Origin of the sequence: Acinetobacter sp. ABJ_C4_1, from assembly GCF_044538495.1 — a bacterium.
GTDB lineage: Bacteria > Pseudomonadota > Gammaproteobacteria > Pseudomonadales > Moraxellaceae > Acinetobacter > Acinetobacter nosocomialis_A.
Genome location: NZ_JBIUCQ010000003.1, coordinates 307,729 through 333,161, shown reverse-complemented (window position 1 = coordinate 333,161; position 25,433 = coordinate 307,729). Strand labels below are relative to the sequence as shown.

The window sequence follows — 25,433 nt, the reverse complement described above, 5'->3', positions numbered from 1 at the left end:
AAACTTCCTATAAGGTTGGTCGAGTGTTTAAACACAGTATATTCCTGCGAATATATGCGGGGCTGGTAATTCTTGTTGTTTTGGTAGCTGTTTTTGGGTATTTACTGGTACAAATTATCAACTACCAACGCGCACAAGAATACCGAGAATCTTTAACTGATGGTATTTCTTATGTCATTAGTGAAGGGGTCGCTCGACAACCTGGGAAGCAGCAAAAGATAGATTGGATTTCTGACGCATCTGATTTGCTCGAACTTCCAATTTACTATACCGATGCAAGTAAGGTTGAATTGTCTCGAACTGAGAAAAAGCGGATCGAAGCACAAAAATCTGTTGTTCGTTACGATGCCAGTAATAGCATTGCATATGTGATTATTGGTTTGCGTGACGACCCACAACATTATCTATCTATAAAAGTCGACAAAATTAGTGAACGTCAAATGAAGGCTCTTCCTATTTTTGTACTCGACTATTTAATGTTTTATCCGGGGCAGGAACAAGAGTACCTTGCCAAGATACAAAAACATTTCTCATATCCAATCAATATTCAAAACATTCAAGATGTAAATCTGGACTCTGAACAGATTGGACGTTTACGCCAAGACCAAAGTGTCATGTTGTACAAAGATAGTGCAACAGTACGTGGTACAACCATTTCGATTGTTTCTCCAATCCCGAATCATCCTGCACAAGTGTTAGTGTTGGGTCCTGTTCCAATGTTTAACTGGATGCCTTTACAGCTTTCTGCGGGTATTACCTTATTTAGCCTATTCTTATTAAGTTTAGGTGTTTACGGTTTGATTTTGCCGTTAGAGCGCAAAATTCGACAAGTGCGTTATGCATTAAACCGTATGAAATCGGGTGATTTGTCATTGCGTGTTCCGATTGAAGGAAGTGACGAAATGGCAAACTTGGCTTCAAGTTATAACAATATGTCTGATCATATTCAGCGTTTGATTGAAGCTCAACGTGAGTTAATGAGAGCGGTATCTCATGAACTCAGAACGCCTGTGGCACGTATTCGCTTTGGTACAGAAATGTTAGCCGAAGAAGATGACTACAATCACCGTATGCATCAGGTCGACATGATTGATAAAGATATTGAAGCACTCAATACCTTAATTGATGAAATTATGACTTACGCAAAGCTAGAGCAGGGCACACCTTCGTTAGATTTTGCAGAAATTGTACTTTTTGAAGTGTTAGATCAGGTTGCTGTTGAAACCGAAGCTTTAAAAACACAGAAAGAAATTGAGCTCATTCCACCACCTTTATATGTCAAAGTGGATGCAGAGCGCCGTTACCTTCACCGTGTTGTACAAAACTTGGTAGGTAATGCTGTTCGCTATTGTGATAACAAAGTGCGTATCACAGGCGGTATTCACAGCGATGGTATGGCTTTTGTTTGTGTTGAAGATGATGGGCCGGGTATTCCTGAGCAAGACCGCAAACGCGTATTCGAAGCCTTTGCACGTTTAGATGATAGCCGTACACGTGCATCTGGCGGTTATGGTTTGGGGCTTTCCATTGTAAGTCGTATTGCTTACTGGTTTGGTGGTGAGATTAAAGTAGATGAAAGTCCAAGTTTGGGTGGGGCACGCTTTATTATGACGTGGCCAGCACATCGCTTTAAACAACCGCCATTAAAGGCAAATAAAAAAGCACCTGCATAAGGTGCTTTTTATTGGTTTATTTATAACTGAGTGGCATCAGGCTCTAAAATCGGTTTTCCACTTCTTAGACTGTTTAGCGCATCTATATTAAAGTCAATTAACAGCGAATTGTTTTTAGCATCGATTTGATATTTTTGAATAAGAGGTTGGTCTCCATTCAATGTTTCAACTCTATATGAATCCGCAATATGTAAAATGCCTTCTAGGTTTGTTGTGGTTGACGCGAAATCTTGTCTAAAAATTTCATAGACATCACGCAAGTCAAAAATGGCATTATCTGCATCTGGATGTTTTTGAATATAGCTTTCTATGTGTCGCACGAGTAATTGTGCAAACAAGTAATAGTCTGGTTTATGCGTATATTCTAGATTCATACATTTTTCTCCTTATTATCTGTTATTAGCATACATGGCAAAACAGAAGTTATTGTATAAAATTCATTACACTAGATGATGACTTGAAAATATTACAAAGAAATAAAAACTCGGTTACGTCCTTGGCGCTTTGCTTGATAGAGTGCGTCATCTGCTTCTTTAAACAAGCTTTCAATAGGGCGATGGTAGTTTGGAGAATATAAACTAATGCCAATACTGACCTGTACAAAAATAGGTAATTTGCCATAAACATAAATCGGTTGCTGACTAATTTTAATGCGTATTCTTTCAGCAAGTTCAAAAGCAGCTTCTTTAGTTGTGTCTGGAATAAAAATTGCGAATTCTTCACCTCCAAAACGGCCGAGTAAGTCATGAGGATGCAGAATATTTTGTATGGTGGTCACACAGGTTTGTAAGGCTCTATCACCAATCAAATGACCATAACTATCATTCACTTTTTTAAAGTGATCGACATCCAACATAAAAAATGCAGAGGTCTTATTTTCCTTTTGTACTTTTTCCTGGAGTAGACGAACTGATTGTAAAAATTGACGTCTGGTTAAACTCGAAGTGAGTTCATCATGGGCAATTGCATGTTGTAATTTTTGAATTAAATCAGAATGAAGCGCACTAATACTAGAGACTGTCAGCGGCGCAATGGTCATCATAATTAAGCCAATACGAAATGAAATGGTGTTATTAAAATACTCATTTGGGTACAGCATTAAATAATGACTAGAAACATGATAAATAATATATGCACTGGCAAAGGATGTAATGAGGGCAACAATAATCGGTTTGTAGCGAATAGCACACCAGATGAGTGCAGCAATCGGGTAGAGTAAAGAACCCGGACCCGAGTCATAACAACTAACCCCAATCGAAAGTAAAACTGCTAAAAATGGTAGCAAGTCAGCAGTTTTAATATGGTTAGGATTTCTCTTTAGGTAGTTTTTTATTTTAGGGTAGGGAGGAATATTTAAAATAATGGGTAATAACAGTAATGCATTTTGAAGCTCCGATGTTACCCAATAACCAAACTCCGCCCAAAAGTTTCCGACCATAAATTTGGTATTAAACATAGGCATAAACGTTGCTACGAAAAAAGCACCGATTATGCTGCCAACACCGCATAACGCAAATAAAAGTAAGTAAGAATAGCCTCGATAAGCAGCCTTTATGTGGCGACTAAACAACATTGCAAGTGCTAATGTCATTACGACATAAACAAAGTTTGAAGCAGTTAAAATCAGGGTAAGAAATAGAGGAGTGCCGTTAATTAAATCGGCAATCATATAACCGGTAAAAGCACCTGCAAAACTACCTATTTGTCGCGTTTGTGGAAATCGAATCAGTAGGCCTAAAAGCACAGAGTTAGCGGGCCAGAAAAATGCAAGAAAACTAAGGGGGCGAGATGCAATTCCAATAAAGCAAGATATTGAAATAATGAGGGTAAATAGTAGAAAAAACTTCAGGGAGGAAGAAAATGAAAATTCACGAAGTGAGTATGGCATCAGCTGCCCTTAATGATAAACACTCTTATCCAAGAGTAATAAAATATTAATGCATGATTAAACATTCATCATAATTCAGAGGGGAAGATGAATACAATAAAAAACCGCCTAATATTATAAAAAAGTAAGGTGTTTAATTTGACCGATTGAGCAATTGTGCAAATAATATTAAAAATCAAAAAATGAAAAAAATCATTACAAGTGCGAAAACTATCAAATAAACCGATTATAAGCGGTGAAACCCCCTCTACAAGACATAGATCAATACTTTTGATTGGAAAATCATCCAAAAGACTAAGACGCTTCAACTAGCATGCGAAATTAGAAATCAGGTACAATTGGCGGGATTAATTTTGTGTTTGGTGTATTCAAAGGCCAATACATACATTCTTTGTTAAATAATAGGCCTGCCAGGAGTTATCCCCGCATGAGTGCCATTACTCCATACGACTGGGCGATTATCGCCTTCGTGATCGGCGTTACATTTCTTTGCGTCTTTATGCTCACAGTTCCCTTACTCCTCGGGGGAAAATCGTGGGGACGTGCTAAGCAAGAGCAGTTTGAATCAGGTGTCGTGAGTGCTGGTGGCGCTCGCATTCGCTTGTCTGCAAAGTTCTATCTAGTTGCAATTTTCTTCGTTGTTTTCGACTTAGAGGCACTTTACCTCTATGCATGGTCTACTTCGGTGCGTGAAGTAGGGTGGTTGGGATATACCACTGTTGTGATCTTTGTCGTTGACCTGTTAATTGCGCTTGTTTACGCCTTCTCTGTAGGTGCCTTAAGTTGGTCACCGGCAGATCGTCGTAAATCAGCTGGTGAGAAGATTAAAGTCGGTTCACCATCAATGAACATTGCTGAAATCACACGCTTTAACTCTATTGAAGAGCTCGTAACTGACCCTACAGGCCAGATTCCAGCCCAATCATCAGGTCGTGTTAAGTCAAAAACTACACCTGCATTGTCATCTGAAAAGGAGTAAGTCGGGATGAAATATACTCTGACCCGCGCGAATCCGGATGCTGATCAATACCCATTGCAAGAACGTCAAATTGTGACTGATCCGCTAGAAGAGGAAGTGAATAAAAACGTATTCATGACTCGCTTAGAGGATGTCTTGCATACAGCAGTAAACTGGGGACGTAAAAACTCTTTGTGGCCATTTAACTTTGGTACATCATGTTGTTACGTTGAATATGCAACGACTTTAACAGGCGTGCATGACTTGTCCCGTTTCGGTGCAGAGGTTATTCGTGCTTCACCTCGTCAGGCTGACTTGATGATTGTTGCAGGTACCTGCTTTGTAAAAATGGCTCCGGTTATTCAACGTTTGTATGAACAAATGTTAGAACCTAAATGGGTTATTTCGATGGGTGCTTGTGCAAACTCTGGAGGTATGTACGACATCTATTCAGTAGTACAAGGTGTAGACAAAATTATTCCTGTTGACGTGTACGTCCCAGGTTGTCCGCCTCGTCCTGAAGCATTAATCCAAGCGTTAATGCTTTTGCAAGACCAGATTCAATTAGAGCGACGCCCGCTTTCTGCCGTGATCGGTGATGATCTTCAGCCAGTGTATAAGCCAAAGATGATGCCAGAACGTGATCGTAAGAATGCGCAGCGTATTGCCGTTAAAAACTTACGCTCTATGGATGAGATTAAATAATTTTTTGACGGTGTTTTGACATATCTAACCGATATGTTCATCGAGAAAATTGACAGAATTTGTATTAAATAGGAAGCCAAGCCAATGGCTGAAACTGACATTGCTATGCCAGAATCAACACCAGTTGATTCACGCCCAGCATTTGCAATCGTAGAAGAGCTCAAAACCAAGTTTGGTGAGAACTTCTATGTGCAGGCGACTTTTGAAGAGTTTCCAACAGTCTGGGTTGAGCGCGCACGCGTGCAAGAAGTCCTCATGTTCCTGCGTAAAGTGGAACGTCCTTATGTAATGCTGTTTGACTTATCAGCGATGGATGAGCGTTTACGTCAACATCGTGATGGTTTACCAGCATCTGACTTCACTGTGTTCTATCATTTATTATCGCTTGAGCGTAATAGTGACATTCGTATCAAGGTTGCCTTGAACGAAAATGATCTTAACCTCCCGACAGCGACAAATATCTGGCCAAATGCCAACTGGTATGAACGTGAAGCTTACGATATGTTCGGGATCAATTTCGAAGGGCATCCAATGCTCCGTCGTATCTTGTTGCCAACGTATTGGGAAGGTCACCCGCTTCGTAAAGAATATTCAGCACGTGCGACAGAATATACGCCGTATATGCAAGACAAAGCGAAGCAAGATTTCGAACAGGAACACTTACGCTTTGTGCCTGAAGATTGGGGTCTTAAGCGTGGTAACGCTGACGAAGACTTCATGTTCTTGAACTTGGGTCCTAACCATCCATCTGCACACGGTGCGTTCCGTGTTGTATTGCAGTTAGATGGCGAAGAAGTGAAGGACTGTGTGCCAGATATTGGTTATCACCACCGTGGTGTGGAAAAGATGGCTGAACGTCAGACATGGCATTCTTTCATTCCTTATACTGACCGCGTGGACTACTTAGGTGGTTGTGCTCAGAACATGCCTTATGTCATGGCTGTAGAGCAAATGGCAGGTATTAAAGTTCCTGAACGTGCACAAGTGATTCGTGTCATGTTGAACGAATTGTTCCGTATCAATAACCACTTGTTATTCTGTGGTACGGCAATTCAGGATGCTGGTGGTATGACACCTGTATTCTATATGTTCGCAGACCGTCAAAAAGTTTACGACATTGTTGAAGCAATCACGGGTTACCGTATGCACCCAGCATGGTTCCGTATTGGCGGTACAGCACATGACCTTCCAAACAACTGGCAAAAACTTGTTAAAGACTTGCTAGAGTGGATGCCAAAACGTTTGAACGAATACTACACAGCTGCACTTAAAAACTCTGTGTTTATTGGTCGTACACGTAATGTTGCTCAATACGATGCAAAATCTGCGCTTGCTTGGGGTGTAACTGGTACTGGTTTACGTGCAACAGGTATTGATTTTGACGTACGTAAATATCGTCCATACAGTGGTTATGAAAACTTCGATTTTGATGTGCCAGTTGAGTATGAAGGCGATGCATACGCTCGTGTGCTTGTTCACTTCCGTGAAATTACTGAGTCACTCAAAATTATCAAACAGTGTTTGGATAACATGCCTTCTGGTCCATATAAAGCGGATCACCCATTGGCTGTGCCACCACCAAAAGATAAGACGTTACAAGATATTGAAACCTTGATTACGCACTTCTTGAGCGTGTCATGGGGTCCTGTCATGCCTGCTGGTGAATCATCATTCATGACTGAAGTTGTGAAAGGTGCGAGTACTTACTACTTGACTTCAGATAAATCGACTATGAGTTATCGTACTCGTATTCGTACACCGACGTTTACTCACTTACAGCAAATGCCTTCAGTGATTAACGGCAGTTTGGTATCTGACTTAATCATTTATCTGGCGACCATTGACGTGGTTATGGCTGACGTGGATCGCTAAGGGGTAACGCAAAATGATGATTCTGACTGATAAAAAACCACGTGTGAATGTTGAAGGGATTTTGACTGCTGAAGAAATCCATGAAATTGAACATCACATTGGTCACTATCCATACCCACGTGCAGCTTCTTTAGATGCACTAAAGTGCGTACAGCGCCGTAATGGTTGGGTAGATGATGCTCAAATGAATGCCATCGCACAATTATTGACGATTAGTGTGGCAGATTTAGAGGGTGTAGCAACGTTCTACAACCGTATCTATCGCCAACCTGTAGGTCGTCACGTAATTTTGCTTTGTGACTCAATTGCTTGCTTCTTAATGGGTGCTGAAACACTAGCTGAAGCATTCCAGCGCGAATTAGGTATTCAGTTTGGTCAAACGACACAAGATGGTCGTTTTACACTGCTCCCAATTTGCTGCCTAGGCAACTGTGACAAAGGCCCAACGTTAATGATTGATGAAGATACTCACGGTTTAGTTGAAGTGACATCAGTCAAACAGTTATTGGAGAAGTATGTATGAATACTGAACCAAAACCAATTTATGGCGACGGTAATCCGGAAACTCATCCACTGACTTGGCGTTTAAGCAAACAAGAAGCAGTACGTAGCGCTGACGACTATGAAGCACTTGAAGGTTATGCAGGCTTTAAAAAAGCATTAGGCATGAAACCTGCTGAAGTGTTAGACGTCATTAAGGCTGCAACTGTAAAAGGTCGTGGTGGTGCAGGCTTCCCAGCAGGGATCAAATGGTCTCTTATGGCGCCAAATGATGGTGGTCCACGTTACTTAATCTGTAACGCCGATGAGATGGAACCAGGTACCTTTAAAGACCGTTTGTTGATGGAAAAACTTCCTCACCAATTGATCGAAGGTATGTTGATTGCAGGTTATACCCTAGAAGCAACTCAAGGTTATATCTTCATTCGTGGTGAATACATCGAGGCTGCTCAATACCTAAATGAAGCGCTTGAGCAAATTCGCGCTAAAGGTTACTTAGGTGACAACATTTTAGGTTCTGGCTGGAACTTCGAGTTGCACGTGCACACTGGTGCAGGTCGTTATATCTGCGGTGAAGAAACTGCATTGATTAACTCGCTTGAAGGTCGCCGTGCTAACCCACGTACTAAACCACCATTCCCGCAAGTTGCTGGTGCATGGGGTCGTCCTACGATTGTGAACAACGTTGAAACTTATAACAACTTGCCAGCAATCATGCTTCGTGGTCCAGAGTGGTATATCGGTTTATCAGCTGGTAAATCAAAAGATCCAGGCACTAAGATTTATGGTGCGTCAGGTAAAGTCAAATTCCCTGGTCTTTGGGAACTACCATTTGGTACGACTGCACGTGAAGTGATTGAAGATCATGCCGGTGGTATGCGTGAAGGCTTAAAGCTTAAAGCATGGTTACCAGGTGGTGCGTCAACTGACTTTTTACCTGCAGATACCATTGATTTACCAATGGATGCTGAAACCATTATGAAAGCAGGTTCTCGTTTAGGAACATGTTTATTGATGGTGGTAGACGAAACCCAATGTATGGTGTCGTTGACCCGTAATCTTGAAGAATTCTTTGCGCGTGAATCATGCGGTTTCTGTACACCGTGCCGTGATGGTTTGCCATGGGCTGTTAAAGCGCTTAAAGCACTTGAGACAGGTGAAGGTAAGAAAGAAGATATCGACCATTTACAAGAACTTACTCGTAAATTATGGATTGGTAAAACTTTCTGTGCCCACGCACCAGGTGCGATGGAGCCGCTTATGGGCGCACTCAAACATTTCCGTAGCGAGTTTGAAGCGAAAGTGACGAATCGTCCTGTCGTGCAAACTAGCAACGTAGAACAAGCTTAAGGGATTCGACTATGGCTACAATTCATGTCGATGGAAAATCGTACGAAGTCAATGGATCAGAAAACTTGCTACAAGCATGTTTATCCCTTGGCATTGATATTCCGTATTTTTGTTGGCACCCATCCTTAGGTTCTGTTGGTTCATGTCGTCAATGTGCCGTAACTCAGTATGCAAATCCTGAAGATACGCGTGGACGTCTTGTGATGTCATGTATGACACCAGCATCTGACAATACCTATATCTCGATTGAAGACAAAGAAGCAACGGATTTTCGTGAATCTATCGTTGAGTTCTTAATGACCAACCACCCACACGACTGTCCAGTGTGTGAAGAAGGTGGTCACTGTCATTTACAAGATATGACTGTAATGACTGGTCATGACCGTCGTCGCTACCGTTTTACGAAGCGTACACATTACAACCAAGAACTAGGCTCATTCATTGCGCATGAAATGAACCGTTGTATTGCTTGTTACCGTTGTGTTCGTTACTACAAAGACTATGCGGGCGGTACAGACTTTGGTGTGTTTGCCAATGCATCGCGTGTTTACTTTGGTCGTCCAGAATCAGGTACTTTAGAGTCTGAATTCTCTGGTAACTTGACTGAAGTATGTCCAACAGGTGTATTTACCGACAAGACTCATTCAGAGCGCTATAACCGTAAATGGGACATGCAATATGCACCAAGCGTGTGTCATGGCTGTTCTTCAGGTTGTAACATCTCTCCGGGTGAGCGTTATGGCGAAATCCGTCGTGTAGAAAACCGTTTCAATGGTTCGGTTAACCAATACTTCCTTTGTGACAAAGGCCGTTTTGGCACAGGTTATGTAAACCGTGCAGATCGTCCACGTCAACCTCAATTCCGTAATGGTGAAACAGTAGCAACTGTTTCTGTTGACCAAGCTTTAGATCAAGCAATTGCGAAACTTGAAGGTAAAAAAGTTTTAGGTATCGGTTCACCACGTGCAAGCTTAGAATCAAACTATGCATTACGTGAACTTGTAGGCCAAGCAAACTACTCAACAGGTGTTGCACAAAAAGAGCAAAGTCTTGTTGAACTTGCTGCTTCAATCATGCAAACAGAGGGTATTTACAACCCGAACATGCGTGAAATTGAAAGCTATGATGCAGTATTAATTTTGGGTGAAGATTTAACTCAAACTGCACCACGTATGGCTTTGTCAGTTCGTCAAGCTGCGAAAAACAAAGCTCGCGAAATGGCTGCAAAAACACGTACGCCAGATTGGTTGGCTGAGCCTGTACAACGTATTGGTCAGGAAGCGAAATCTCCGATCTATATTTTGGCTGCAACTCAAACTCGTCTTGCCGATGTTGCAACTGGTGAAGTTGTTGCATCTCCAAATGACATCGCGCGTTTAGGTTTTGCAGTTGCTGCGGCAGTTAAAGGTGAAACAGTTAATGGTTTAGATGACGATGCAAAAGCATTTGCTCAAACTATTGCAGACACTTTAAAAGCAGCAAACAAACCATTAATTATTGCGGGTACGAGCTTGCAAGATGCTTCAATTATGGAAGCGGCAGCAGAGTTAACGCAAAACCTTGGTTCAAAAGCTGGTTTAAGTCTTGTAGTTCCTGAAGTGAACTCTATGGGCTTAGCATTGTTTGGCGGTTTAAGCCTTGAACAAGCATTTGCTCAAGACTACGACACACTTGTTATTGTTGAAAATGACTTGTTCCGTCGTTTACCAGCTGCTCAAGTTAAAGCAGCACTTGATAAAGCTGAAACGGTAATCGTGCTTGATCACAGCGAAACAGAAACTGTGAAACAGGCTGATATTGTGCTTTCAGCAGCAAGCTTTGCCGAAGGTGATGGTACTGTTGTAAGCCAAGAAGGTCGTGCACAACGCTTCTATCAAGTTTACGATCCAAGCTACTACAAGCCTGAATACGCGATTAAAGAGTCTTGGCGCTGGTTGCATGCCATTGAAACTGGTCTTAAAGGTAAGCCAGTTGATTGGACATTGCTTGATGACGTGATTGAAACTATCGTTAAAAATGTTCCGGTACTTGAAGCAATTCAAGATGTTGCACCAGATGCAGGCTACCGTGTACATGGCTTGAAAATTGCGCGTGAACCACGTCGTTATTCTGGTCGTACAGCAATTCGTGCACCTTTATCGGTTCATGAACCTAAGCAACCAACAGATCCAGACTCAGCACTAACATTCTCTATGGAAGGTTATGTAGGTCCACAAAAAGCATCTTCACTTGTACCATTTGCGTGGGCTCCGGGTTGGAACTCTCCACAATCTTGGAACAAATACCAAGATGAAGTGGGCGGTCACTTAAAAGGTGGTGATTCAGGCGTTCGTTTATTCGATCGTTTAGCAAAACGTCCAGCACGTAGCTATGTGGCTCCAACTGCGGTAGTTGCAAACCCTGAAAGCTTCCGTCTTGTACCAATGCACCACATTTTTGGTTCTGGTGAATTCACGATTAAAACACCTGCAATGGAAACTCGTATTCCTGAAGCTGTATTTGCTGTGGGCGAACAAGATGCAACGCGTTTGAATCTACAAGAAGGCCAACGTATTACAGTTAAAGCAGGCGAAACTACAGTGAGCTTACCTGTGCAAGTAATTGAATATTTACCTACAGGTTATATCGGTTACCCAGTTGGTTTAGCGCCGACAGTATCCTTAGCTGAGCCTGTTTCAGTGGCATTAGGAGTGTAATTCATGAATCAAGAAATTATACGTCAAACGCCACTTTGGGCTGAGAACTGGCCAATTGCTTACGCAGTTGTTCAAGCAGTTGTGATTTTGCTTGTTGTAGTTTTAGTTGCAGCGTTGATGTCTTTTATTGAGCGTCGTTTGCTTGCATTGTGGCAAGACCGTTATGGTCCAAACCGTGTTGGTCCTGGTGGTATGTTCCAGATCGTTGCCGACATGCTTAAGATCATGTTCAAAGAAGACTGGACACCAAAATTTGCTGATAAATTAACTTTCCGTTTAGCTCCGGCAGTTGCGATGGCAACTGCGGTGCTTTCGTTCATGGTTATTCCTGTAAGTCCTGCATTGGGTGTTGCAGACATGAGCATCGGTCTGTTGTTCTTTATGGCAATGGCAGGTATTGCGGTTTATGCAGTGTTATTCGGTGGTTGGGCATCAAATAACAAATATTCATTACTCGGCGGTTTACGTTCAGCTGCTCAAACCATTTCTTATGAAGTGTTCTTGGGTATCTCATTAATGGGCGTGGTTGCAATTGCTGGTTCATTTAACCTTCGTGAAATTGTTGAAGCACAACGTGATGTTTGGTTTATCATTCCACAGTTCTTAGGTTTCTTGATTTTCGTTGTTGCAGGTGTTGCGGTAACTCACCGTCACCCATTTGACCAACCTGAAGCAGAACAAGAATTGGCTGAAGGTTACCATGTTGAATATGGCGGTATGAAATGGGGTATGTTCTTCGTTGCTGAATATGTAAACGTTGTACTTATCTCTGCATTAATCGTGACTTTATTCTTTGGTGGCTGGTTAGCGCCATTCAATTTAGAAATTCCATTTATTCCACCAGTATTCTGGTTCGTGATTAAAACAGCATTCTTCGTAATGATGTTTGTATTGGCACGTGGTTCTTTAATGCGTCCACGTTATGACCAAGTCATGAACTTTGGTTGGAAAATTTGTTTGCCATTGGCGTTGGTCAACTTGTTAGTGACTGGTGCTGTGATTCTGATGAATCAGGCCTAGGACAGCAGGGAGTACAAAATGTATAAATTTCTAGCTGGATTCGGATCGATTGTACGTTCGTTGTTTATGGTATTTAGCCATGCAACGCGTAAACGTGACACGATTTTATATCCAGAAGTACCGGCTGAACAGATTGTGCCACCACGCTTTCGTGGTCGTATTGTGTTGACGCGTGACCCAGATGGGGAAGAGCGTTGTGTGGCATGTAACCTTTGTGCGGTTGCATGTCCAGTTGGCTGTATTTCATTACAAAAAGCTGAAAAAGAAGATGGTCGTTGGTATCCGGAGTTTTTCCGTATCAACTTCTCTCGTTGTATTTTCTGCGGTATGTGTGAAGAAGCATGTCCAACCACAGCGATTCAAATGACTCCAGATTTCGAGTTAGGCGAATACGTACGTCAAGACCTTGTTTATGAGAAAGAAAACTTACTCATTTCAGGTCCAGGTAAATACCCAGACTACAACTTCTACCGCGTAACCGGTATGGCAATTAACGGTAAAGAGAAAGGTCAAGCACAAAAAGAAAGTGCACCAATCGATGTACGGAGTCTATTACCATGATGTGGCCGTTTTATTTGATGGCGCTCGTGGCCATCGTTTCTACGGTTCGTGTAGTGACTAACACGAACCCTGTACATGCATTGCTTAGTCTGATTGTTTCATTACTTGCTGTTGCTGGTATTTTCATGATCGTAGGTGCGCCGTTTGCCGGCGCCCTCGAAATCATTGTTTATGCTGGTGCAATTATGGTCTTGTTCGTATTCGTTGTGATGATGCTTAACTTAGGGCAACACACTGTAGAACAAGAGCGTAAATGGCTTTCTTCAGATGCTTGGGCATATCCGGCACTCATGAGCTTTTTACTTGGCTTACTTTTAGTTTGGATGCTCGGTGGTGAATATACAACCATCTCTGCACCACTTGGAGCACAAGTAATTGGACCAAAAGTTGTTGGTCAAGCGCTCTTTACACACTACTTATTATTGGTTGAAGTTGCCGCGATGTTATTGCTAGCAGCCCTTGTTGCAGCATATCACTTAGGTAAACGTGAACCAGGTGCAGAAGAGGAAAAAGAATAATGGGCCAGATCCCTTTAGAACATGGTTTGATTGTTGCAACCATTCTTTTTGCACTCGGTTTTTACGGTGTAATGGTGCGACGCAACCTTTTATTTATGTTAATGAGCCTTGAGATCATGATGAATGCTGCAGCGTTAGCATTCGTTCTTGCGGGTAGCGTATGGGCACAACCAGATGGACAAGTCATGTTCATTCTGATTTTAACCCTTGCTGCTGCAGAGGCGTGTATCGGTCTTGCGATTGTCCTTCAGTTCTATCATCGCTTCCATCATTTGGATGTGGATGCTGCTAGTGAGATGCGCGGATGAGTTATTTATATCTAACAGTATTATTTCCGCTAATCGGTTTTATTTTATTGGCGGCAGGGCGTGATAAGCTCTCTGAAAATGTTGCAGCAATTATTGGTGTAGGTTCTGTAGGTTTATCTGCATTATTTGCATTGATTGCTGGTATGGCATTTACCAATAGCGGTCAGCAGGTTTTTATTCAAAACCTTTGGACATGGTTCAATGTTGGTGGTTTCGCTCCTGGCATTAGCTTACATTTAGATGGCTTATCTTTACTCATGATGGGCATGATCACTGGTGTTGGTTTCCTAATCCACATCTTTGCATCATGGTACATGCGTGGTGAAGAAGGTTATGCGCGTTTCTTCTCTTATTTCAACCTATTCGTTGCAAGCATGCTTGTGCTTGTATTGGGTGACAACTTAGCGTTGTTATTCTTAGGTTGGGAAGGCGTAGGTCTTTGCTCTTACTTGCTCATCGGTTTCTACTATGCAAACCCTGCAAATGGTTGGGCAGCGATCAAAGCATTTACAGTTACCCGCGTAGGTGACGTATTTTTACTTATCGCTTTATTCTTGCTTTACCAACAATTTGGTACGCTGAATACTCAGTACATCGTTGAACACGCAGCAGAAGTAATGACGAAGAGCTCGTCACTTACCATCTGGACTGCATTAATGTTGTTCTTGGGTGCTGCTGGTAAATCTGCTCAAATTCCATTGCAAACATGGTTGGCAGATGCGATGGCTGGTCCAACACCTGTTTCTGCATTAATCCACGCAGCAACAATGGTAACGGCTGGTGTGTACTTATGCTGCCGTCTATTTAGCGTATTTGAGCTTGCACCTGAAGTGATGCAATTCATTTCAGTAACAGGTGCTGTAACTTTATTAGTTGCAGGCTTTGCTGCTCTTGTGCAAACAGACATCAAACGTATTTTGGCTTACTCAACAATGAGTCAGCTCGGTTATATGTTTATGGCTGTCGGTGCAGAAGCGTATCAAGCTGGCTTGTTCCACATGTTGGCTCACGCATTCTTCAAAGCATTATTATTCTTGTCTTCTGGTGCGGTTATTCTTGCTTACCATCACGAACAAAATATTTTCAAAATGGGTGGTTTGTTCTACAAAAACAAATTCCTATTTGCATGTTTCGCGATTGGTGGTGGTGCATTAGCAGCGATTCCATTCTTAACAATCGGCTTCTTCTCAAAAGATGCGATTCTTGGTGAAGTTTGGGTACAAGGTCAATCAATTGCTCTATACCACACCTTATATTGGGCTGGTGTAGCAGGTGCGTTCCTGACTTCAATTTATACCTTCCGTTTAATCTGGGTTGTATTCTTCGGTAAAGAAAATACACATTACCATGAGATTAAAGGTGCAACTTACTGGGCTCCATTAGGTATTTTAGCTGTATTGTCTACTTTTGTAGGCGCTGCACTAAAAGGTCCGGTCGCTGGTATTTTAAATACAGCAAAAATTCCTGAATTCCATGTTGCTGAACAATTTGTAGAAGGCATGCATGGGGCAGAGCATTTAGCAGTAGGTATCGCGCTTGCTGGTTTAGCAGTTGGTATTGGTCTGTTTGCATTTGCTTACGGTGCAGTGAAGTCGTTTGCTCAAACAAGTCTTGGTGCTGGCTTAGCTCATATTTGTCGTACTGCATTTGGTTTCGATGCATTGTATGACATCGTTTTTGTTAAACCTTATTTATTCTTCGCCAAACTATTTGGTCGTGATCCAATTGATAGCTTGTGGCTTGTGCTTCCTGCGCTTGTTAAAGGCGGAAACAGTTTTACAAGCTCACGTCAAACAGGTTCATTGCGTGAATACGCATCAAGCATGTCACTCGGTGTAGTGGTGTTATTGATGATCTTGATCGTTATTCAGGTAGTGGGGAAATAAAATGGAAAACAATTTAATTTTACCCGCGCTGATCCTTGTTCCGTTCATTGCAGGTTTTACTTGTTGGTTAGTCGATAAACTCGACAAAACTTTGCCACGCTGGATTGCCTTAATTGGTATGCTCATTACATTGGGCTTAGGTCTTGCACTTTGGCAAAGTGGTACTTATACCTACGAGTTGGGCTCAAAAGTCCCAACTTGGTCAGCTGAGTTCTATTTACCGTGGATTAAATCTCTCGGTATTGGCATTCACTTAGCAGTGGATGGCTTGTCTTTACTCATGGTGTTGTTAACAGCTTTACTGGGTGTACTTGCTGTTTGTTGTTCATGGGGTGAGATTCAAAAGAACGTTGGTTTCTTCCACTTAAACTTATTATGGAGTTTAGGTGGCGTTATTGGCGTGTTCTTGGCAATCGATTTGTTCCTATTCTTCTTCTTCTGGGAGATGATGCTTGTACCAATCTACTTCTTGATTGCGTTATGGGGTCATAAAGGTTCAAACGGCCGTTCACGTGTTTACGCTGCAACTAAGTTCTTCTTATATACGCAAATCGCTGGTTTAGTGATGTTAATCGGTATCCTTGGCCTTGTGGTCTATGGTTACATGATGACTGGTATGATCGGTTTTGATTACAACTATTTATTAGCTGTAGCGAATCGTTTACCTGCTGGCTTCGCATATGGTTTCATGATCTGCTTCTTTATTGGTTTTGCAGTGAAGTTACCAGTTTTCCCATTGCATGGCTGGTTACCAGATGCCCATGCTCAAGCTCCTACAGCAGGTTCTGTAGACTTGGCTGGTATCTTGATTAAAACAGCAGCATACGGTTTGCTCCGTTTTGTAATTCCATTCTTCCCAGCAGCTTCTGCACAGTTTGCAGATATTGCGATTATTTTCGGTTTGATTGGTATTTTCTACGGCGCTTGGTGTGCTTACCAGCAAACTGACATGAAACGTTTACTTGCGTATACGTCGATTTCACACATGGGTTTCATCTTACTTGCAATCTATGCAGGTAATATTTTGACCTTCCAAGGTCTAATGATCATGATGTTGGCACATGGTTTGTCATCTGCTGCGTTGTTCATTATGTCTGGTCAAATCTACGAGCGCTTGCATACACGTGATTTGCGTTTGATGGGTGGTCTTCGTGGTCAACTCCAATACTTACCATTCTTCTTAATGTTCTTCGTAGCTGCTCTTGTTGGTGTGCCAGGTTTAGGTAACTTTATTGGTGAATTCCTGATTTTGATGGGTTCATTTAATAAATATCCTGCCTTCACGATTCTTGCTTCTATCAGCCTTGTATTTGCAGGTTTATATGGCTTGATCTTGATTCACCGTGCTTTATTTGGTGAGCCAAACCCTGAACAAAAGCAACACTACACTAGTCCATTAAAAGACTTATCTGCTCGTGAAGTTGTTATTTTGATGATTTGTGCGATTGGTCTCGTTTGGCTTGGTATCTTCCCACAAACATTCTTGGATGTATCTCATTCAAGTATGCAGTGGTTGGTCAATAGTTATGTGCCAGTACAAGAAGTCGTTGAAACTGTTCAGCAAACAGCTACTCAACTTGACCATGTGGAGATCCAATAATCATGAACTTCACAGTATCATTCTCTACGCTCATGCCATTAGCACCTGTGATGATTGTTGCGTTGACAACAGTCGTCGTCATGCTGCTCATTTCAATTAAGCGTAACCATAATTTAATCGCAACAACTTCTGTTGTCGGTTTAAACCTTGCTGCACTTTATATCTTGTTAGAACTATTTGGCGGTAAATTTGTACCGGCAAATGTGATGGGCATGTTTATGGTTGATCCATTTACTTTGTTCTATCAGTTCATGATTTTAGTTGCATCATTGGCTTGTTGTACTTTGTCTCATGCTTACATCGAGACTTATAAAGACAACCGTGAAGAACTCTATCTTTTGTTACTTGCTTCTGTAGCAGGTGCAATGTTGATGGTTGCAAGTTCTCATTATGCATCTTTCTTCATTAGCCTTGAGTTAATGTCGATTCCTGTATACGGCTTACTTGCTTATACATATCAACGTAGCCAATCGCTTGAAGCGGGTATTAAGTACCTTGTACTTTCTGCAACAGCTTCTGCGATGTTGTTGATGGGTATGGCGTATATCTACGCTTACACTGGTTCACTTTCATTCTACGATTCTGTTCAAGCTTTATTTGGCGCAATCAAACAGCCAATGGTGTTATTAGGTTTAGCACTTATTATTTTCGCTGTTGCATTCAAATTATCGCTTGCACCGTTCCACAAATGGACACCAGACGTATATGCAGGTGCTCCAGCGCCAATGGCCACTTTCTTAGCAACTGCTGCTAAGGTTGCGACTATTGGTTTGTTCGTACGTTATTTGCTTGCTTCTGGCGCAATCATGGTGAACTCGCTAGTGACTGTTTTGACAATCATTGCTGTATTGTCAATTTTAGTCGGTAACTTGCTCGCTGTTCGTCAAGTGAACTTAAAACGTATTTTGGGTTATTCATCTATTGCTCACTTTGGTTATTTGTTAATTGCTTTAATCAGCATGACATATGCGAGCTTAGGTAGCGTAACTGTGTATGTGGTGACTTATGTATTAACAACTATTGGTGCCTTTGGTGCAGTAGCGTTAATGTCTAGCCCATATAACAACGTAGATGAAGCTCAAAGCCTTGCAGACTACCGTGGTTTGTTCTGGCGTCGTCCAGTACTTACAGCAACACTAACAGTCATGATGTTATCTTTGGCTGGTATTCCATTAACAGCAGGCTTCATTGGTAAGTTCTTGGTTGTTATGGCTGCTGTAACGACTCAACACTGGTTCTTAGCTGCAATGATTATTGTAGGTAGTGGTATTGGTTTGTATTACTACTTACGTGTGATGGTTGTGATGTATATGACTCCACCTGAAACTCCTCGTATTGATGCTGATGCACATTGGGGACAAAAAGTGGGTGGTTTGATGGTATTAGCTGCTGCTGCATTAGTTATTATTTTGGGTGTATATCCAGATCCAATGATTAATTTGGCATTAAAAGCAGAAATTTTATCTCCATTACATTTCATGCTTTCGCAACAACAATAATTCTTGTGTACAAAAAAGCCTCCAAATATGGAGGCTTTTTTTTATTGATAGTTAAAAAAAGATTATAATAAATACGTTTTTATATTTTTAGGTAACATCTGTGGCCATTCAAGAAATTCGTCACCCACTTATTCGTCATAAATTAGGTTTATTACGTCGTGCTGACATCAGTACTAAGAATTTCCGTGAGCTTGCTCAAGAAGTGACTATGTTGTTGACATATGAAGCAACGAAAGATTTACCAGTTGTGGATTGCGAAATTGATGGATGGGCTGGAACTGTTACTACTCAGCGTATTGCTGGTAAAAAAATAACGATTGTACCGATTTTACGTGCTGGTATCGGTATGCTTGATGGCGTACTTAATCTGATTCCAAGTGCAAAAGTAAGTGTGTTAGGTCTTGAGCGCGATGAAGCCACTCTTGAAGTACGTACTTACTATAAAAAGTTAGTTCCAGATGTTGCTAACCGTATTGCAATGATTATTGATCCAATGCTTGCAACAGGTAACTCTTTGGTTGCTGCAATTGATGTGTTAAAGGCAAGTGGATGTAAAGATATCCGTGTTATGGTATTGGTTGCAGCTCCTGAAGGAATTGCAAAGGTAGAAGCAGCGCATCCTGATATTGAGCTTTATACTGCATCTATTGATGATGGCTTAAATGAGCAAGGCTATATTGTTCCTGGTTTAGGCGATGCCGGTGACAAGATTTTTGGTAGTGTTCAAAAAGATTAATTTTTGACATAACGATAAAAAGAGACTTCATCAAACCGTATGTTTTTAAGGGCGGAATTGAAAGTCTCTTTTTATTTAGTGTGATGACTGGATTGGAAAAGTAGGGGAAAGATCATGAAACAAGAGTTTTATATTGGAAGGGTAAAACAATATAACCCCGATAAGGGTTTTGGTTTTATTTCAACCACTGAAGGAGATATTTTCTTTCATATTTCTGATTTCCCTGTATCAGAAGGTGAACCGAAAAGAAATGAAAAAGTGAGATTTCTTGCGGCAGACAATCAGGGAAAATTTAAAGCGATCAAAATTGAACGTGTTGATCCAAACCCTGCGAAAACCAAGAAGAATAAAATTGCGGATCACAATAAAGCGATCACAAGTGAGTTATTGTCAAATTTCCGACGTTAATAATGAACTAAATGTTATAGATGTAAAGTACCTACGCAATGCATTAGGAAACTACTTTGCTAGCATTTAGAAAGATTAAATGGTTTAAAATTAAGGGAGATATAAATTTCCCTTAATTTTCTTAAAAATGAATAATAAGATTAAAAAAATGAGGAAGTATGATTCAACGGGGAAAAATTAAACGCAGCAAATTCAAGCTGAATTCAAGTGAATACATCAGTATATTTATCGTTGGCATCTTGGTTATAGTTGCATGTGTGAGTTTCACGGTATTGCACTATCGTCAGCAGGCCCAGCAACGTGCATCACATGAAAAAGTGCAGTTATTAATACAGCAACAGAAGACGATTATTGAAGCACAGCGCGCAGCTTTGGGTAAATTACCGGATGTTCAGCTTTCTGAAAAAACGAAAAAGGCTTTAGCACTTACATCAGAAAAACTTCCAGAACGGGTAAATGATGAAACATCAGCTTTTCATTGTGATGGACGTGAGCATTGTTCGCAAATGCATTCTTTAGAAGAAGCACGTTGGTTTGTAAGAAATTGCCCGAACACTAAAATGGATGGTGACCTTGACGGTGAGCCATGTAAAAATGACTCTAGATGGCATTAGAAGATCAGACTTTATGCCTGATCTTCATCACAGAATTTTAAAAATGCTTTAAGCCCTGGCCCTTGATATTTTTGGCGATGTACCAGCATATAAAGCGGACGAGTCAGTTGCCAAAATGGTGTATCTAAAATAACGAGCTGACCTTTTTCACTTAAAGGTTCAATTGCTAATCTAGAAATACAAGACATTCCTAAACCACCCGCCACTATTTTTAAGATTGCTTCATTGTGACCAAGCGTTAAACGAATGTTGGCATCTGGTAGATCTTGCAAAATTGCATTATCAAAGACTTCACGCGTACCTGAACCTTCTTCACGTAAGATCCATTCTACTTCGTGAAAATCTTGAGGAGTAAGGGGGCGATTTAAACGTGTTAAAGGATGGTCTGGTGAACAGCACACTGCCAGCTCATCATCACGCCAATGGATACATTGGAGTTGAGGTAAGTGACAAGAACCTTCAATTAAAGCTAAATCTAATTGGAACTGATTTACAGCTTCAATCATTTGGCGGGTGTTACCCACTTGAAGTTGTAAATGTGCTTGCGGATGACGTTGTAAAAAGCTGGCCATTAAATCAGGCATTAAATAGTCACTGATGGTTAAGGTCGCCCCAATACGAAGGTCAATACTTTGTAATTCACCTTTTGCAGCTTGTTCAAACGCTTCACAACGCCCCAAGATTTCTAATGCTTGTGGAAGTAAAAAACGTCCAAGATCATTAAGCTGTAAGCGCTTACCTAAACGATCAAATAAAGGAGCACCTAAGCCGTCTTCTAAATCGGCTAAAGCCATACTTGCTGCACTTTGCGTCAGTCTGACCGCATCACTGGCTTTAGTAACGGTTCCTTCTTGGGCGACTGCTACAAAAACAGCCAACTGGCGTAATGTCATCCGCATGTTTAAAAAGCCTTAACGTTTAAAAGTATTCATTATTTCGGCTGTCATGCTAACATGAGCGCACTATTTCATGCCACGTTGAAATCATGTCAATTGAAAAATTTAGCGTAGAAAAAGTTTTATCAGTTCATCGTTGGACCCCAACACTTTTCAGCTTTACCATGACTCGCCCTTCGCATTTTAAATTTACCGCAGGTCAGTTTGCGCGTATAGGTTTAAAGGTAGGTGACGAACTGGTTGTCCGTGCTTATTCGGTGGTGTCTTCTCCATTTGATGAAACGCTAGAGTTCTTCTCAATTGTTGTACCAGACGGTGCCTTCACTTCGAATTTACAGCATTTGAAAGTCGGCGATGAGCTATATTTAGAAAAAATTCCATATGGCTACCTGACTTTGGCACGTTATCAACAACCTTTGCCGCATGATTTATGGTTGTTGGCAACAGGTACTGGCTTGGCTCCATTTTTGTCGATGCTACAAGACTTTGAAACTTGGTCTAATTATCAAAAGATTAATTTGGTCTATAGTGTCCGTACAGCAGATGAATTGGCTTATGTCGATCGTATTCAAGAGATTGCTGAAATGTTTGGGGAAGGGCATAGCGGTTTTAAATTTATTCCGATTATTACCCGAGATCCATCTGCGCCGTTGCATGAGCGCTTACCTGTATTAATCGAAAATGGTGAGTTAGAAAAAGCAGCAGGTTTGGAACTTAACTCAGCAACTAGTCACGTCATGTTATGTGGAAACCCACAAATGGTTGACGATACCAAAGAAGCTTTAAAACGCCGTGGTTTGACGATGAATCGTCGTGGTGAGGGAAATATTGCTGTAGAGAATTATTGGTAAAACTGAAAGTAAAAATATTTTAAGAAAGTTTTTTATGGATATGTTTATTAATGGACAAACATATCCATAAATTCACGAATTTCTGAAATCGCACTGTCGACATCTGTTGAAAGCCAAGTTGGTTCAAACAGACCTGCATAATATTCAAGACGATCTTGAGGAACAACCAAGCGGACAGGGCAGTCTTCTTCAAGTAAACGCCAAGGTAAAATAGGGACTTCATTGTCCAGAAATACATTGATATTACGAATATCAACAATCATCGCATTAACACATTCAGGGAATGGCATAACCGAGAACTCTTCGGTACGGCGACGGAAATACTCAAGATCACCCCATTTGAGCTCATAGCTTGGCTTATTAAATTCAATAATACCAATGAGATGGTCATCTCTTGTCTGATGCAAATAACATTGATGTGTGACGTCAGTGTCGAGATCAAGAGTTACGCTTTGCTGACGATACATCATAAAATTGAGTAGCTTTAAAACAAGGGGGCTTATTATAGCCTATTTTATAAAAAGTAAGCGCTAAAACATATTGTATTACAAATCGAACTTCGAAGAAGTTTATGAATAAAGTGAGATTATATTTTTAATAGTCAAAATTAATGTGGCTAAATTTTATACTAAATTTATTATTTTAAAAGTAGAGTTTTGCAACCATAGTCACCTTCGCATAATGCTTTTTCACACAATGCAACAAATCAAATTGTTATGATGAATATATAGTTAATGATAATAGAAGAGGGGAAAGAAGATGCATGATTTTTCAAAACCACCTCATGTGACGAGTCCTGAAGAGACTGCAAAAAAAAGAAGATTGCCAGTTTATATTTTAATTATTGTAGGGCTTTTTCTTCTTGCGCTTATTGTTTATATGGTTTCTGAACATAACCAATCGCCAAAACAAGAAGGGGCTTTTCAACATGAGACTACACCACATGTGATGATGGGTACTTCTGATCTGAAAACTTACAAAGGATAGTAAGCCCAACAGTATATCTCGATAGAAAGCCTTTAGGATGTGTCCTGAAGGCTTTTTTTGCAATCTTTTGCATCAATTTGTTGTATTTATGCAGAAGGATGTTGATTGAAAAATATTCAAAACATAAGGTGACATAGACCGCATTTATCGTCATTTTTTTACAACGAACTGGTGTTTTTCATTTACTGATAACACTGAAAAGAACATAACAATTGAGGACATAACAATATGAATGAATTTTTTAATGGGCCTCGCGGCGCTCAGTTTGATGCGATGTATTACTGGGATCAGTTTCATCCTATTTTAGCTGCAATTGTCATCTTACTGGTTGGCTGGATAATCGCTTTATTAGTTGCAGCAGGAGTAAAAAAACTTCTGCAAAAGTTAAATACAAATGCCAAATTATCTTCAGCTACAGGACGTACTCCTAATATAGAAGGCCTCGTCTCCAAAGTCATATTCTGGTTTATTCTGATTCTTGCTGTGGTTGCCGCTTTAAATGTGCTCAACATTAGTGGAGTGAGTGGACCATTTAGCAATATGGTGAATCAGGTACTCGTCTATATTCCAAATATTATTGCTGCCGTGGTGGTGGGTTTCATTGGTTGGATCGTTGCTCGACTGGTGCGGGCGGGAATTACCAATGTGCTATCCAGAACGCAACTTGATGACAAATTAAGTAGTGAAGTAGGGGTAGGGGGAATTAGTCAGAATATTGGTGAAATTCTTTACTGGCTTGTATTATTACTTTTCCTTCCTATTGTACTCTCAATCTTAGGGTTAACAGGTTTACTTATTCCTGTTCAAAATATGGTAAATGAGGCAATAGCCTTCTTACCAAATATCTTTATTGCTGGCGTTATCGTTTTTGTTGGATATATCTTGGCAAAAATTGTACGCGGTATTGTTGAAGGCTTAATCAATAGCTTAGGTGTTCAGACTCAAGCTGAAAAAATTGGTCTTTTCAAAAGCTCTAACGTAGGCAAATTTTTAGGTTCTTTTGTTTTTGCCATTATCATCATTACCACATTGATTGTGGCATTTGAAGCTTTAGGTATTGAGACAATTTCTCAGCCAGCGACAGCAATGCTCAATGAAATCTTGCAAGCGATTCCAAACATTATTGCTGCTGGTTTAATTTTACTGGTTGCTTATATTGTTTCTCGTTTTGTTGGACGCCTAGTTGCCGAACTCATTGCAGGAACAGGTGTTGATGAAATCCCAGCAAAATTAGATGTACAACGCTTTTTCGGTCAAACTAAAGTTTCTGGTGCTGTTGGCTGGTTAATCGTGTTCTTTACCATGTTGTTTGCAGTTTCAGAAGCTGCTGACCGTCTTGGCTTTGAACAGATTAGTGGTCTAATCGCAATGTTTATCCACTTCGGTGCAAACATTCTATTGGGCGCTGTGATTTTGGTTATTGGTTTCTGGCTTGCCAATGTTGTGGCAAATGTGGTGCAACGCGGTGAATATAACAGTTCGCGTTGGTTAGGTAGTTTGGTTCGTGTCTTAATTATTGGCTTAGTCCTTGCGCTTGGTTTAAAAGCGATGGGTATTGCTGATTCGATTGTGAACCTAGCATTTGGTTTAACTCTAGGTGCAGTTGCAGTGGCTTTTGCGCTTGCATTTGGCTTAGGCGGTCGTCAACCAGCGGAAAGACTGTTGTCTGACTTGCTCGATAAAGCGAAAAAAGAAGCAAATCAACCAAATCCTTTATATCAACCACCTTCTACTACAACAGCAAGTACGTCTTCGGCTTCAACTTCGCCAACGGCTACAACTTCATCATCAACTGTTTCATCTGATGCAAAACCAGCAGATTCTGCCCAAGTAAATCCATCACAACCACCAGTAAATAAACCGTTTGGTTCTACTGGCGAAAATGATGAAATTTAGTAGGTGTAAC

General features: G+C 40.9%; 24 protein-coding genes. 20 read left to right on the top strand and 4 right to left on the bottom strand.

Features of this window, described 5'->3' with window-relative positions; genetic code table 11:
- Positions 1 to 23 precede the first annotated feature (23 nt).
- Positions 24 to 1,673, top strand: a complete 1,650-nt coding sequence (bfmS, locus tag ACIF8R_RS06845; protein ID WP_004710386.1) for a sensor histidine kinase BfmS — start codon at positions 24 to 26, stop codon at positions 1,671 to 1,673.
- A gap of 20 nt (positions 1,674 to 1,693) precedes the next feature.
- On the opposite strand, the gene ACIF8R_RS06840 is transcribed toward bfmS, so the two are convergent.
- Entirely contained in the window at positions 1,694 to 2,047 is a 354-nt protein-coding gene (locus ACIF8R_RS06840) for a hypothetical protein (RefSeq protein WP_263613013.1), read from the bottom strand.
- A gap of 92 nt (positions 2,048 to 2,139) precedes the next feature.
- Positions 2,140 to 3,561 (bottom strand): GGDEF domain-containing protein, encoded by a 1,422-nt coding sequence (locus tag ACIF8R_RS06835; RefSeq protein WP_396479865.1) that lies wholly within the window; start codon positions 3,559 to 3,561, stop codon positions 2,140 to 2,142.
- A 427-nt stretch (positions 3,562 to 3,988) separates the two neighbouring features.
- Here ACIF8R_RS06835 and ndhC point away from each other — a divergent pair, with 427 nt between their 5' ends.
- From ndhC to ACIF8R_RS06755, 16 genes are all read left to right on the top strand, one after another.
- Positions 3,989 to 4,540: an NADH-quinone oxidoreductase subunit A gene (ndhC, locus tag ACIF8R_RS06830; RefSeq protein WP_263613015.1), complete on the top strand. Its 552-nt coding sequence runs from the start codon at positions 3,989 to 3,991 to the stop codon at positions 4,538 to 4,540.
- A 6-nt stretch (positions 4,541 to 4,546) separates the two neighbouring features.
- On the top strand, positions 4,547 to 5,224 hold the full coding sequence (locus tag ACIF8R_RS06825; protein WP_002050353.1) for an NADH-quinone oxidoreductase subunit B family protein: 678 nt from the start codon (positions 4,547 to 4,549) through the stop codon (positions 5,222 to 5,224).
- Positions 5,225 to 5,308: 84 nt separating this feature from the next.
- Positions 5,309 to 7,096: an NADH-quinone oxidoreductase subunit C/D gene (gene nuoC, locus ACIF8R_RS06820; RefSeq protein WP_396462956.1), complete on the top strand. Its 1,788-nt coding sequence runs from the start codon at positions 5,309 to 5,311 to the stop codon at positions 7,094 to 7,096.
- Between the two features lie 13 nt (positions 7,097 to 7,109).
- Positions 7,110 to 7,619: an NADH-quinone oxidoreductase subunit NuoE gene (nuoE, locus tag ACIF8R_RS06815; RefSeq protein WP_002050341.1), complete on the top strand. Its 510-nt coding sequence runs from the start codon at positions 7,110 to 7,112 to the stop codon at positions 7,617 to 7,619.
- The gene (gene nuoF / locus ACIF8R_RS06810; protein WP_263613016.1) at positions 7,616 to 8,947 is read left to right on the top strand and encodes an NADH-quinone oxidoreductase subunit NuoF; all 1,332 of its coding nucleotides are present in this window, start codon (positions 7,616 to 7,618) and stop codon (positions 8,945 to 8,947) included. Before nuoE ends, nuoF begins: the two co-directional genes overlap by 4 nt.
- Positions 8,948 to 8,958: 11 nt before the next feature.
- Positions 8,959 to 11,643 (top strand): NADH-quinone oxidoreductase subunit NuoG, encoded by a 2,685-nt coding sequence (gene nuoG, locus ACIF8R_RS06805; protein ID WP_263613017.1) that lies wholly within the window; start codon positions 8,959 to 8,961, stop codon positions 11,641 to 11,643.
- A gap of 3 nt (positions 11,644 to 11,646) precedes the next feature.
- Complete coding sequence (nuoH, locus tag ACIF8R_RS06800) at positions 11,647 to 12,663, top strand: NADH-quinone oxidoreductase subunit NuoH (RefSeq protein ID WP_396462955.1); 1,017 nt, start codon at positions 11,647 to 11,649, stop codon at positions 12,661 to 12,663.
- 18 nt (positions 12,664 to 12,681) lie between these two features.
- Positions 12,682 to 13,224 carry an NADH-quinone oxidoreductase subunit NuoI gene (gene nuoI / locus ACIF8R_RS06795; protein WP_263613019.1) on the top strand — a complete coding sequence of 181 codons (543 nt, stop codon included), beginning with the start codon at positions 12,682 to 12,684 and terminating at the stop codon, positions 13,222 to 13,224.
- Complete coding sequence (gene nuoJ, locus ACIF8R_RS06790) at positions 13,224 to 13,742, top strand: NADH-quinone oxidoreductase subunit J (protein ID WP_014205902.1); 519 nt, start codon at positions 13,224 to 13,226, stop codon at positions 13,740 to 13,742. Before nuoI ends, nuoJ begins: the two co-directional genes overlap by 1 nt.
- On the top strand, positions 13,742 to 14,050 hold the full coding sequence (gene nuoK, locus ACIF8R_RS06785) for an NADH-quinone oxidoreductase subunit NuoK (protein WP_000529822.1): 309 nt from the start codon (positions 13,742 to 13,744) through the stop codon (positions 14,048 to 14,050). Before nuoJ ends, nuoK begins: the two co-directional genes overlap by 1 nt.
- The gene (nuoL, locus tag ACIF8R_RS06780) at positions 14,047 to 15,936 is read left to right on the top strand and encodes an NADH-quinone oxidoreductase subunit L (protein ID WP_396479863.1); all 1,890 of its coding nucleotides are present in this window, start codon (positions 14,047 to 14,049) and stop codon (positions 15,934 to 15,936) included. Before nuoK ends, nuoL begins: the two co-directional genes overlap by 4 nt.
- 1 nt (position 15,937) lies before the next feature.
- Positions 15,938 to 17,536, top strand: coding sequence for an NADH-quinone oxidoreductase subunit M (gene nuoM / locus ACIF8R_RS06775; protein WP_396479861.1), 1,599 nt, complete (start codon positions 15,938 to 15,940; stop codon positions 17,534 to 17,536).
- 2 nt (positions 17,537 to 17,538) lie between these two features.
- A complete protein-coding gene (gene nuoN, locus ACIF8R_RS06770; protein ID WP_002050422.1) occupies positions 17,539 to 19,035 on the top strand; it encodes an NADH-quinone oxidoreductase subunit NuoN in 1,497 nt (498 codons plus the stop codon).
- Between the two features lie 100 nt (positions 19,036 to 19,135).
- Positions 19,136 to 19,771, top strand: a complete 636-nt coding sequence (gene upp, locus ACIF8R_RS06765; protein WP_019457078.1) for a uracil phosphoribosyltransferase — start codon at positions 19,136 to 19,138, stop codon at positions 19,769 to 19,771.
- Between the two features lie 114 nt (positions 19,772 to 19,885).
- Positions 19,886 to 20,179: a cold shock domain-containing protein gene (locus ACIF8R_RS06760; protein WP_396479859.1), complete on the top strand. Its 294-nt coding sequence runs from the start codon at positions 19,886 to 19,888 to the stop codon at positions 20,177 to 20,179.
- Between the two features lie 158 nt (positions 20,180 to 20,337).
- Positions 20,338 to 20,793, top strand: a complete 456-nt coding sequence (locus tag ACIF8R_RS06755; protein WP_396479857.1) for an excalibur calcium-binding domain-containing protein — start codon at positions 20,338 to 20,340, stop codon at positions 20,791 to 20,793.
- 11 nt (positions 20,794 to 20,804) lie between these two features.
- On the opposite strand, the gene gigC is transcribed toward ACIF8R_RS06755, so the two are convergent.
- Positions 20,805 to 21,692 carry a LysR family transcriptional regulator GigC gene (gene gigC, locus ACIF8R_RS06750; RefSeq protein WP_151739721.1) on the bottom strand — a complete coding sequence of 296 codons (888 nt, stop codon included), beginning with the start codon at positions 21,690 to 21,692 and terminating at the stop codon, positions 20,805 to 20,807.
- Between the two features lie 86 nt (positions 21,693 to 21,778).
- Between gigC and ACIF8R_RS06745 the strand changes: the two genes are divergently transcribed.
- Positions 21,779 to 22,540 (top strand): ferredoxin--NADP reductase, encoded by a 762-nt coding sequence (locus ACIF8R_RS06745; protein ID WP_396479855.1) that lies wholly within the window; start codon positions 21,779 to 21,781, stop codon positions 22,538 to 22,540.
- A gap of 47 nt (positions 22,541 to 22,587) precedes the next feature.
- On the opposite strand, the gene ACIF8R_RS06740 is transcribed toward ACIF8R_RS06745, so the two are convergent.
- Positions 22,588 to 23,007, bottom strand: a complete 420-nt coding sequence (locus ACIF8R_RS06740; RefSeq protein WP_170318166.1) for a hypothetical protein — start codon at positions 23,005 to 23,007, stop codon at positions 22,588 to 22,590.
- Positions 23,008 to 23,299: 292 nt separating this feature from the next.
- On the opposite strand from ACIF8R_RS06740, the gene ACIF8R_RS06735 reads away from it, so the two are divergent.
- Together ACIF8R_RS06735 and ACIF8R_RS06730 are read left to right on the top strand one after the other, a co-directional pair.
- Positions 23,300 to 23,527: a hypothetical protein gene (locus ACIF8R_RS06735; protein ID WP_263613023.1), complete on the top strand. Its 228-nt coding sequence runs from the start codon at positions 23,300 to 23,302 to the stop codon at positions 23,525 to 23,527.
- 228 nt (positions 23,528 to 23,755) lie between these two features.
- Positions 23,756 to 25,423 carry a mechanosensitive ion channel gene (locus ACIF8R_RS06730; protein ID WP_396479853.1) on the top strand — a complete coding sequence of 556 codons (1,668 nt, stop codon included), beginning with the start codon at positions 23,756 to 23,758 and terminating at the stop codon, positions 25,421 to 25,423.
- Positions 25,424 to 25,433 lie beyond the last annotated feature (10 nt).

Coding starts and splice junctions, on each gene's coding strand:
- nuoG (WP_263613017.1), top strand. CDS start 8,959: ATGGCTACAATTCATGTCGATGGAAAATCGTACGAAGTCAATGGATCA.
- ACIF8R_RS06730 (WP_396479853.1), top strand. CDS start 23,756: ATGAATGAATTTTTTAATGGGCCTCGCGGCGCTCAGTTTGATGCGATG.
- nuoF (WP_263613016.1), top strand. CDS start 7,616: ATGAATACTGAACCAAAACCAATTTATGGCGACGGTAATCCGGAAACT.
- ACIF8R_RS06825 (WP_002050353.1), top strand. CDS start 4,547: ATGAAATATACTCTGACCCGCGCGAATCCGGATGCTGATCAATACCCA.
- nuoN (WP_002050422.1), top strand. CDS start 17,539: ATGAACTTCACAGTATCATTCTCTACGCTCATGCCATTAGCACCTGTG.
- nuoL (WP_396479863.1), top strand. CDS start 14,047: ATGAGTTATTTATATCTAACAGTATTATTTCCGCTAATCGGTTTTATT.
- nuoJ (WP_014205902.1), top strand. CDS start 13,224: ATGTGGCCGTTTTATTTGATGGCGCTCGTGGCCATCGTTTCTACGGTT.
- gigC (WP_151739721.1), bottom strand. CDS start 21,692: ATGCGGATGACATTACGCCAGTTGGCTGTTTTTGTAGCAGTCGCCCAA.
- ACIF8R_RS06835 (WP_396479865.1), bottom strand. CDS start 3,561: ATGCCATACTCACTTCGTGAATTTTCATTTTCTTCCTCCCTGAAGTTT.
- nuoI (WP_263613019.1), top strand. CDS start 12,682: ATGTATAAATTTCTAGCTGGATTCGGATCGATTGTACGTTCGTTGTTT.
- ACIF8R_RS06755 (WP_396479857.1), top strand. CDS start 20,338: ATGATTCAACGGGGAAAAATTAAACGCAGCAAATTCAAGCTGAATTCA.
- nuoC (WP_396462956.1), top strand. CDS start 5,309: ATGGCTGAAACTGACATTGCTATGCCAGAATCAACACCAGTTGATTCA.
- nuoH (WP_396462955.1), top strand. CDS start 11,647: ATGAATCAAGAAATTATACGTCAAACGCCACTTTGGGCTGAGAACTGG.
- ACIF8R_RS06840 (WP_263613013.1), bottom strand. CDS start 2,047: ATGAATCTAGAATATACGCATAAACCAGACTATTACTTGTTTGCACAA.
- ndhC (WP_263613015.1), top strand. CDS start 3,989: ATGAGTGCCATTACTCCATACGACTGGGCGATTATCGCCTTCGTGATC.
- nuoK (WP_000529822.1), top strand. CDS start 13,742: ATGGGCCAGATCCCTTTAGAACATGGTTTGATTGTTGCAACCATTCTT.
- ACIF8R_RS06760 (WP_396479859.1), top strand. CDS start 19,886: ATGAAACAAGAGTTTTATATTGGAAGGGTAAAACAATATAACCCCGAT.
- ACIF8R_RS06740 (WP_170318166.1), bottom strand. CDS start 23,007: ATGTATCGTCAGCAAAGCGTAACTCTTGATCTCGACACTGACGTCACA.
- nuoM (WP_396479861.1), top strand. CDS start 15,938: ATGGAAAACAATTTAATTTTACCCGCGCTGATCCTTGTTCCGTTCATT.
- ACIF8R_RS06735 (WP_263613023.1), top strand. CDS start 23,300: ATGCATGATTTTTCAAAACCACCTCATGTGACGAGTCCTGAAGAGACT.
- nuoE (WP_002050341.1), top strand. CDS start 7,110: ATGATGATTCTGACTGATAAAAAACCACGTGTGAATGTTGAAGGGATT.
- ACIF8R_RS06745 (WP_396479855.1), top strand. CDS start 21,779: ATGTCAATTGAAAAATTTAGCGTAGAAAAAGTTTTATCAGTTCATCGT.